At 65.5% G+C, this 9,167-nt stretch carries 8 protein-coding genes; all 8 read left to right on the top strand.

From position 1 onward, the window contains the following. Window positions 1–54: 54 nt before the first annotated feature. Complete coding sequence (locus FJ980_RS27860; RefSeq protein ID WP_140546871.1) at window positions 55–1,839, top strand: sensor histidine kinase; 1,785 nt, start codon at window positions 55–57, stop codon at window positions 1,837–1,839. A gap of 13 nt (window positions 1,840–1,852) precedes the next feature. Continuing rightward, window positions 1,853–2,314 (top strand): HPr kinase/phosphorylase, encoded by a 462-nt coding sequence (locus FJ980_RS27855; protein ID WP_140546870.1) that lies wholly within the window; start codon window positions 1,853–1,855, stop codon window positions 2,312–2,314. A 164-nt stretch (window positions 2,315–2,478) separates the two neighbouring features. Continuing rightward, complete coding sequence (locus tag FJ980_RS27845) at window positions 2,479–2,880, top strand: PTS sugar transporter subunit IIA (RefSeq protein WP_140546869.1); 402 nt, start codon at window positions 2,479–2,481, stop codon at window positions 2,878–2,880. Further along, entirely contained in the window at window positions 2,877–3,173 is a 297-nt protein-coding gene (locus FJ980_RS27840) for an HPr family phosphocarrier protein (protein ID WP_095767997.1), read from the top strand. Before FJ980_RS27845 ends, FJ980_RS27840 begins: the two co-directional genes overlap by 4 nt. 202 nt (window positions 3,174–3,375) lie before the next feature. Further along, window positions 3,376–4,776, top strand: a complete 1,401-nt coding sequence (gene ahcY, locus FJ980_RS27835) for an adenosylhomocysteinase (RefSeq protein WP_140546868.1) — start codon at window positions 3,376–3,378, stop codon at window positions 4,774–4,776. A 189-nt stretch (window positions 4,777–4,965) separates the two neighbouring features. Further along, window positions 4,966–7,545: a PAS domain-containing sensor histidine kinase gene (locus tag FJ980_RS27830; RefSeq protein ID WP_140546867.1), complete on the top strand. Its 2,580-nt coding sequence runs from the start codon at window positions 4,966–4,968 to the stop codon at window positions 7,543–7,545. A 10-nt stretch (window positions 7,546–7,555) separates the two neighbouring features. Then, window positions 7,556–9,067 carry a tRNA (adenosine(37)-N6)-threonylcarbamoyltransferase complex ATPase subunit type 1 TsaE gene (gene tsaE / locus FJ980_RS27825; protein ID WP_140546866.1) on the top strand — a complete coding sequence of 504 codons (1,512 nt, stop codon included), beginning with the start codon at window positions 7,556–7,558 and terminating at the stop codon, window positions 9,065–9,067. After that, the coding region (locus FJ980_RS27820; protein ID WP_246676575.1) for a sugar phosphate nucleotidyltransferase at window positions 9,064–9,167 on the top strand (104 nt) is incomplete at its 3' end. The genes tsaE and FJ980_RS27820, both read left to right, overlap by 4 nt.

Genomic DNA, 9,167 nt, shown 5'->3' with positions numbered 1-9,167 from the left:
CCTACTGCCTACTGCCTACTCACTACTCACTAACCAAGCAGGGCCTGCTATTCGATGGCAGTGGAAGTAGAGCGAGGCAGACGGGCGGGCGCGGCAAGGCGTCCGCCGCGGATCGTGCCCGCCTTCGTTTCGAAAATCACGGTGCCGATGCGCCGGTTTCTCGGCCATCACATCTTCTCCAGCCTGACGCGGCGCATCCTGTTCCTCAACCTGGCCGGCCTCGCCGTGCTGGTCACCGGCATCCTTTACCTGAACACCTTTCGCGACGGGCTGATCGACGCGCGCGTCGAAAGCCTGATGACGCAGGGCGAGATCATCGCCGGCGCGATCGCGGCTTCGGCGACCGTCGAGACCGATTCGATCAGCATCGATCCGGAAAAGCTGCTGGAGCTGCAGGCGGGCGAAAGCCTGGGGCCGGGGTCGGACCAGCTCGACAACCTCGATTTCCCGATCAATCCCGAGCGCGTCGCGCCGGTGCTGCGACGCTTGATCTCGCCGACACGCACCCGCGCCCGCATCTATGACCGCGACGCCAACCTGCTGCTCGATTCCCGGCATCTTTATTCGCGCGGCCAGATCCTGCGCTACGACCTGCCGCCCGTCGACGACGAGCAGCCCGGCGTCGTGGAGCGAGTGGAGAAGTTCATCTTCGACTTCTTCCGCAACAAGGACCTGCCTGTCTACCACGAACAGCCCGGCGGCAACGGTGCGGCCTTTCCCGAAGTGGTCAAGGCGCTGACCGGCAGCCCTTCGACCATCGTGCGGGTGAGCGAGCAGGGCGAACAGATCGTCTCCGTCGCGGTGCCGATCCAGCGCTTCCGCGCCGTGCTCGGCGTCTTGATGCTGTCCACCGAAGGCGGCGACATCGACAAGATCGTCGCGGCCGAGCGCAAGGCGATCCTGCGCGTGTTCGGGGTGGCGGCGCTCGTCACCGCGATCCTGTCGATGCTGCTCGCCTCCACCATCGCCAATCCGCTGCGCCGGCTTTCCGCCGCCGCCGTCAGGGTGCGGCGCGGCGTCAAGAGCCGCGAGGAAATCCCCGACTTTTCCGATCGTCAGGACGAGATCGGCAATTTGTCCATTGCCGTGCGCGATATGACGAATGCGCTGTACGCGAGAATCGAGGCGATCGAAAGTTTCGCCGCCGACGTGTCGCATGAGTTGAAGAACCCGCTGACGTCGCTGCGCAGCGCCGTGGAAACGCTGCCTTTGGCGAAAAATGATGCCTCTCGCGCGCGCCTGATGGAGATCATCCAGCACGATGTGAGGCGGCTCGACCGCTTGATCACCGATATCTCGGATGCGTCCCGCCTCGATGCGGAGCTGGCGCGCGACGATGCGGCGACCGTCGACCTGAAGAAGTTCATCACCGACCTCATCGCCGTCTCGCGCGAGACGACGCGCAACAAGAAGGCCGTCGAGATCGACCTCAAGGTCGCCAAGCTGCCGGCCGGCGCCAAAGGCTATTTCGTTGTCGGCCATGACCTCAGGATCGGCCAGGTCATCACCAACCTGATCGAGAACGCGCGTTCCTTCGTGCCGGACGAGCATGGCCACATAGCGATCTCTTTGGCGCGCGCGGGCAAGTTCAATATCATCACCGTCGACGACAACGGCCCGGGTATCCGCGCCGAAAAGATCGATCGCATCTTCGAGCGCTTCTATACCGACCGGCCGGCCGGCGAGGCGTTCGGCCAGAACTCCGGCCTCGGGCTGTCGATCAGCCGCCAGATCGTCGAGGCACATGGCGGCACGCTGACGGCCGAGAACATCCCCGGCACCAAGCCCGGCGAGATCAAGGGCGCGCGTTTCGTGGTGACGCTGCCGGCGGAAGGCTGATCGCCGAACCGACATGCCAGGCGCCGCCGCAAAGCCCCGCAACATCCATGGGACGGCCATACAGGTCGGCGAGCGCGGCGTGCTGATCACCGGGCCGTCGGGCGCCGGCAAGACGACGCTGGCGCTGGCGCTTGTCGATCATTGCCGCGCGCAGGGCCTTTTTGCCCGGCTGGTCGGCGACGACCAGTTGCTTGCGGCCGCGCATGGCGGCCGGCTGGTGTGCCGCACGCCGGCGAGCATCGCCGGCCTCGCCGAGGTGCACGGCATCGGACCGCGGCCGCTGGCTTTCGAACCGGCCGCCGTGATCGACCTTGTGGCGCGGCTTGTCGAACCGGCCGACATGACGCGTCTGCAGGACGAGACCACGGAGACGATCGGCGGATGCCGGCTGCCCCGCGTCGACATCGCCCAGCGAAATGTCACCGCCGCGCTGCCCATGCTGATGGCGCGGCTGTCGATCCAGCCTTTTTCATGATCCGCTCCGGTTTTTTTGCTGCGATGCGTCAAAATGGCCCGGGCCGCCGCAATTTTGGGCTTGTCAACCGGCCGTGCGTCGACAAGATAGCGCTCCCGCCGCCTGGAATGGCTGGCGAGCATAAGATACGCCTGTGAAGCGGCGATGACGGGAGCCACCAGAGAATGATCGGACTCGTGCTCGTGACGCACGGTCAACTCGCTACCGAGTTCCGACATGCCGTAGAGCATGTCGTCGGGCCGCAAGACAGTTTTGAAACCGTGGCGATCGGCGCCGACGACGACATGGAGCAGCGCCGGGCCGACATCGTCGACGCGGTCGCGCGCGTCGACACCGGCGCAGGCGTCATCGTGCTCACCGACATGTTCGGCGGCACGCCTTCCAACCTCGCCATCTCGGTGATGGAATCCGGCCGCACCGAGGTCATCGCCGGCATGAACCTACCGATGCTGATCAAGCTCTCCTCGATCCGCAAGGGCGACAACATGGCAGCCGCGCTCGACGAAGCGCAAGCGGCCGGCCGTAAATACATCAACGTCGCCAGCCAGCTCCTGAGCAGCAAATGAACGCATCGGCGCCGCGGACGGATGAGGTGGTGCGGGAGTTCCCGATCATCAATCAGCGCGGCCTGCATGCGCGTGCTTCGGCCAAGTTCGTCCAGGTCGCCAGCGGCTTCGACGCCACCATCCATGTCGAGAAGGACGGCGTGAAGGTCGGCGGCACCTCGATCATGGGCCTGATGATGCTGGCGGCGAGCCCAGGCTATTCGATCCGCGTCATCGCCAGCGGCCCGGAAGCCGTGCCGGCCATGGATGCGTTGGAGCAGCTGATCGCCTCGCGTTTCGGCGAGGAAATCTAGTCACGCTTTTTGTTGGATGCATGTCGTCTTCCCAAAACCGTTCCGCGCTTTTGGACGACACGCAAGACATGCGCGCATAAAGATTTCTTTATGTCCCATTGTCGTGCGGCGACCGATCTGGTAGTCAAGCCGGCAACCGCGCCCTCCCATGCGCCTCCCGGCGTCGGCGCGCCTTGAGAAAAAATCACACCGGAGCACTGCCATGACGGGTAGCAAGGACTATGTGGTCGCCGACATCTCGCTTGCCGGCTGGGGCCGCAAGGAGATCGAGATCGCCGAAACCGAAATGCCGGGCCTGATGGCCTGCCGCGAGGAGTTCGGCGCCAAGAAGCCGCTGAAAGGCGCGCGCATCACCGGCTCGCTGCACATGACCATCCAGACGGCGGTGCTGATCGAGACGCTGAAGGCGCTGGGCGCCGACGTCCGCTGGGCCTCCTGCAACATCTTCTCGACCCAGGACCACGCGGCCGCGGCCATCGCCGAGGCCGGCATTCCGGTCTTCGCCATCAAGGGCGAGTCGCTGGAAGACTATTGGGACTACACCGACCGCATCTTCCAGTGGACCGATGGCGGTACCTCCAACATGATCCTGGACGATGGCGGCGACGCCACCATGTACATCCTGCTCGGCGCGCGCGCCGAGGCCGGCGAGGACGTGCTGTCCAATCCCGGCAGCGAGGAGGAAGAGATCCTGTTCGCCCAGATCAAGAAGCGCCTGAAGGCTTCGCCCGGCTTCTTCACCAAGCAGCGGGAAGCGATCCGCGGCGTCACCGAGGAGACCACCACCGGTGTCAACCGCCTCTATCAGCTGCAGAAGAAGGGCCTGCTGCCTTTCCCGGCGATCAACGTCAACGATTCCGTCACCAAGTCGAAATTCGACAACAAATATGGCTGCAAGGAATCGCTGGTCGACGGCATCCGCCGCGGCACCGACACGATGATGGCGGGCAAGGTCGCGGTGGTCTGCGGCTATGGGGATGTCGGCAAGGGCTCGTCGGCCTCGCTGCGCGGCGCCGGCGCGCGCGTCAAGGTCACCGAGGTCGATCCGATCTGCGCGCTGCAGGCGGCGATGGACGGCTATGAGGTGGTAACGCTGGAAGACGCCGCACCCACCGCCGACATCGTCATCACCACCACCGGCAACAAGGACGTCGTCACGCTCGACCATATGCGGTCGATGAAGGACATGGTGATCGTCGGCAATATCGGCCACTTCGACAACGAGATCCAGGTGGCGTCGCTGCGCAACCTGAAATGGACCAACGTCAAGCCGCAGGTGGATTTGATCACCTTCCCGGACGGCAAGCGGATGATCCTTCTGTCCGAGGGCCGCCTGCTCAATCTCGGCAACGCCACCGGTCATCCGAGCTTTGTCATGTCGGCCTCGTTCACGAACCAGGTGCTGGCGCAGATCGAGCTTTTCAGCAAGCACGGCCAATACGAGAACCAGGTCTATGTACTGCCCAAGCACCTCGACGAGAAGGTCGCGCGGCTGCATCTCGACAAGCTCGGCGCCAAGCTGACCGAATTGTCCGGCGAACAGGCCGCCTATATCGGCGTGACGCCGCAGGGCCCGTTCAAGCCCGAACACTACCGCTATTAACCAAAGCGAAATTATCTACCATATATTGAAGCCGGGTGGTTGACTTTCCATCCGGCTTTATTTTTTGCGCCAATGATTCTTCACGCCGATTCCAGCAAGCGTTATTGTTGTGATTCGCGGTCCGGGGACATGTTGGGCCGGGGACGCATCAGGGCGGTCTTGCATTCAAGCGGCGAAGAGGACCAAGACATGCCGGGGGATTACCCGCCACGAGCGGGAAAGGCCGTTTCCGGCGGCCATGAGGATTCGAACGATGCCGGCCCCGGCGTGAGCCGCGGCGGTTTTCGCGCCGGCTCGCGGCTGGCCTTGCTGCTTGCGACCTCGACGCTTGCCGGCCCGCTGCTCGCCTTTACCGCCCACGCCGAGACGGGCATTCCGGCAAAGGCCGCGGCGCCGGTCAGCACGCTCGAGGTCATGCAGCTCGCCATGTTCGTGGGCGTCATGGGCGCGGCACTGGTTTCGGCCATCTTCCTTATCCGCGAGCGCGCCCGCACCGCCTCGCAGAACCTGCAGCTCAGGGCCCGCATCGCGGATGTCAACGCTGCGCTGCAGCGTTCCGAGGCGCTGCTCAATCTGCGCGATCAGCGCCTGATCGTGTGGACGACGGACAACAAGAAACCCGAACTCATCGGCAGCCTGCCGCTGGAAAGCGGCGCGCCTGACGACAGGTCCGCCTTCCTCGCCTTCGGCCGTTGGCTGATGCCGCGCTCGGCGGCGGCGTTGGAGCACGCGGTTGCCGCCTTGCGCGAGCAGGCGAAGACCTTCGATCTGGTCATCGAAACGCAGGCCGGCGTGCCGCTGGAGGTCCATGGCCGCAAGAGCGCGGCGCATGTGCTGGTGCGCTTCGTCTCGCTGTCGGAGACGCTGCGCAACCAGGCCAGGCTGAAGATCGAGAACCAGCGGCTCAGCGCCGACTACGACACCATGATAGGCCTGCTCGACGCGTTGAAGATGCCGGCATGGCTGCGTGGCGCGGACGGGCGATTGCAATGGGTCAACCGCGCCTATGCCGAGGCCGTGGAAGCAGGAAGCGCCGCCGCGGCCGTGCGCGACGCGACGGAATTCCTTGGCGGCCAGGCGCGCGATCAGATCGCCGAGCAGCACAAGTCGCGCCCGGTCTTCGAACAGACGCTTTCCACCGTGATCGAAGGCGATCGCCGCATGTTTGCGGTCACCGACTTCGCCGGCGCCGACGGATCGGCGGGGCTCGCCTGCGACACCAGCGCTGCTGAGACGATCCGCGCCGAATATGAGCGGACCGTGCGCAGCCATGCCGACACGCTCGACCAGTTGAACACCGCCGTGGCGATCTTCGACACCGACGAAAAGCTGCGCTTCTTCAACCAGGCCTTCCAGAAGCTGTGGGGCCTCGACTCGGGCTTCCTGCTCAGCGCTCCCTCCAACACGCTGCTGCTCGACCGGCTGCGCAGCGAAGGCAGGATCGCCGAGCAGCCGGAATGGCGGCGCTGGAAGGAAAACCTGCTCAGCGCCTATCGCGCCGTCGAATCGCAGGAACACTGGTGGCACCTGCCGGACGGCAAGACGATCCGCGTCGTGGCGAACCCGCAGCCGAAGGGCGGCGTCACCTGGGTGTTCGAGAACCTGACCGAGAAGATGGACCTCGAAAGCCGCTACCAGACCGCCGTGCGGGTGCAGGGCGAGACGCTGGACAATCTCGCCGAAGGCGTGGTCGTGTTCGGTCCGGACGGGCGGCTGCGGCTGTCCAATCCGGCCTTCGTCGCGCTGTGGGGGCTGACGGTGGAGGCGGTCAAGCCGAACGTTCATGTTTCGGCGATCCGCGACCTGTGCGACCAGCGTGCGGCGAACAGCCCCTGGGGCGGCTTCGTCGCCGCGGTCACCGGCTTCGACGACGAGCGCCGTGACCGCCGCGGCCAGATCGAGCTCGTCGACGGGACGGTGCTGAGCTACGCGGTGATCCACCTGCCCAACGGCCAGGTGATGATCACCTTCGTCGACGTCACCGACACCGTCAACGTCGAGCGGGCGCTGAAGGACAGGAACGAGGCGCTGGAGAAATCGGACCAGCTGAAGAACGAATTCGTGCAGCATGTGTCCTATGAGCTGCGCTCGCCGCTGACCAACATCATCGGCTTCACCGAGCTTCTGTCGCTGCCCGCGACCGGACCGCTGACGCCCAAGCAGCGCGAATATGTCGAGCATGTCGGCTCATCGTCATCGGTGCTGCTCACCATCGTCAACGATATACTCGACCTGGCGACGGTCGATGCCGGCATCATGCAGCTCGACATCTCCGAAATGAACATCGACCGGACGATCGCCGCGGCCGCCGAGCTGGTCGCCGACCGGCTGGACGAGCACCGGATCAAGCTCGAGATCGATGCGGCGGAGGCGCCGGCGAGCTTCCATGGCGACGAGACCCGCATCCGCCAGATCCTCTACAACCTGCTCAGCAACGCGGCCAATTACGCGCCGGAGGCGAGCACGATCCGGCTTACCTGCCGCCGGCTGGCCGACGGCGTCGAGTTCTCGGTGCATGACGATGGCCCAGGCATGCCGCCGGACGTGCTGGAATCGGTCTTCCGCCGCTTCGAGCCGCGCGCCAATGGCGGGCGGCGGCGCGGCGCCGGGCTGGGGCTCTCGATCGTCAAGAGCTTCGTCGAACTGCATGGCGGAACCGTGCGCATCGAGACCGGCCAGGACAGGGGCACCACGGTGATCTGCACCTTCCCGGACAAGCCTTCCGGAATCCCCGATACGCCGGCGGGCATCCGCGACGCGGCCGAGTAGCGCGGACTATATGGCAGGAACGGTGCTGGAGCGTTTTCTCGCCGACGAGGCGGCAACGGCAAGGCTTGGCGAGGACCTTGCCATGGCATTGCGCGCCGGCGATGCGATCGCGCTGAAAGGCGATCTCGGCGCCGGCAAGTCGACGTTGGCCCGTGCGCTGATCCGGGCGCTTGCCGACGACGCCAATCTCGAAGTGCCGAGCCCGACCTTCACCCTGGTGCAGAGCTACGAGACGCGCGTTCCGGTGCATCATTTCGACCTCTATCGGCTGTCCGCACCGGACGAGCTCGACGAGCTCGGCCTCGACGATGCGCTAAGCCAAGGCGCGGCGCTGGTCGAATGGCCGGAACGGGCCGCAGACCGCTTGCCGGAAACGGCGCTGTGGATCGATCTTGCCGAGCAGGGCGAAGGCCGCGTGGCACGGCTTTCCGGGCAGGGATCGATCTATGATCGCGCGGTGCGATCGCTGGCGATGCGCGATTTCCTGGCCTCCGCCGGATGGGGCGACGCCAGCCGCCGCCATTTCGTCGGGGACGCCTCCGCCCGCTCCTACGAGATCGTCTCGCTGCCCGGCCAAGCGCCGCGCGTGCTGATGAACTCGCCGCGCCTGGTGCTCGGGCCGCCGGTTCGCGACGGCAAGCCCTATGCGGTGATCGCCCACACGGCGCAATCCGTCGCCGCCTTCGTCGCCATCGACCGGGCGTTGCTTGGGGCCGGCGTCAGCGTGCCGGCGATCCATGCCCAGGATCTCGACCAGGGCTTTCTGCTCATCGAGCATCTCGGCTCGGAAGGTTTCCTCGGTCGCGACGGCCAGCCCATCGCCAAACGCTACGAGGCGGCGGCCGAGCTGCTGGCCATGATGCATGGCAAGACCTGGCCGACACGCTTGGAAGCGGCGCCCGGCCTATTCCACGACGTGCCGCCTTTCGACCGGGAAGCCATGCTGATCGAGGCCGACCTTCTGGTCGACTGGTATGTGCCATGGATCACCGGCGAACCGGCAAACGACGCGTTGCGGGCAGGCTACCACGACGTATGGAACGCGCTCCTCGATCGCCTGGCAGGCAACGAATACACGCTGATGCTGCGCGACTTCCATTCGCCCAACATCATCTGGCGGGCCGAGCGCGCCGGCCTCGACCGGCTGGGCATCGTCGATGTCCAGGACGCGCTGATCGGGCCTGCCGCCTATGACGTCGCTTCCTTGGCGATGGATGCGCGCGTCACCATCTCGCCCGAGATCGAGCGGCGCACCGTCGCAGCTTATGTCGCGGCGCGGCGCACCGCCGGCGCTTTCGACGAGGCCGGCTTCGCCGAGGCCTATGCGATGATGGCCGCGCAGCGCAATTCGAAGATCCTCGGCATCTTCGTGCGGCTCGAAAAACGCGACGGCAAGCCTTACTATCTGAAACACCTGCCGCGCATCCGCGATTATCTGAGGCGGGCGCTGGCGCATCCGGCGCTTGCCGGCCTGAAGGATTTCTACATGGCCCACGGCCTGCTCGAGGAACGGGTCCCATGAAGCCGACGACCGCGATGGTGCTGGCTGCCGGGCTTGGCAAGCGCATGCGGCCGATCACCGACACGATGCCCAAGCCGCTGGTGAAGATCGCCGGCAAGAC

Origin of the sequence: Mesorhizobium sp. B1-1-5 (genome assembly GCF_006443065.1) — a bacterium.
Taxonomy (GTDB): Bacteria; Pseudomonadota; Alphaproteobacteria; order Rhizobiales; family Rhizobiaceae; genus Mesorhizobium.
Note: the sequence above shows the minus strand (reverse complement) of the source record. Positions and strands in the feature narration are given on the sequence as shown.

Coding starts and splice junctions, on each gene's coding strand:
- FJ980_RS27840 (WP_095767997.1), top strand. CDS start 2,877: ATGAACGCATCGGCGCCGCGGACGGATGAGGTGGTGCGGGAGTTCCCG.
- ahcY (WP_140546868.1), top strand. CDS start 3,376: ATGACGGGTAGCAAGGACTATGTGGTCGCCGACATCTCGCTTGCCGGC.
- FJ980_RS27845 (WP_140546869.1), top strand. CDS start 2,479: ATGATCGGACTCGTGCTCGTGACGCACGGTCAACTCGCTACCGAGTTC.
- FJ980_RS27860 (WP_140546871.1), top strand. CDS start 55: ATGGCAGTGGAAGTAGAGCGAGGCAGACGGGCGGGCGCGGCAAGGCGT.
- FJ980_RS27830 (WP_140546867.1), top strand. CDS start 4,966: ATGCCGGGGGATTACCCGCCACGAGCGGGAAAGGCCGTTTCCGGCGGC.
- tsaE (WP_140546866.1), top strand. CDS start 7,556: ATGGCAGGAACGGTGCTGGAGCGTTTTCTCGCCGACGAGGCGGCAACG.
- FJ980_RS27855 (WP_140546870.1), top strand. CDS start 1,853: ATGCCAGGCGCCGCCGCAAAGCCCCGCAACATCCATGGGACGGCCATA.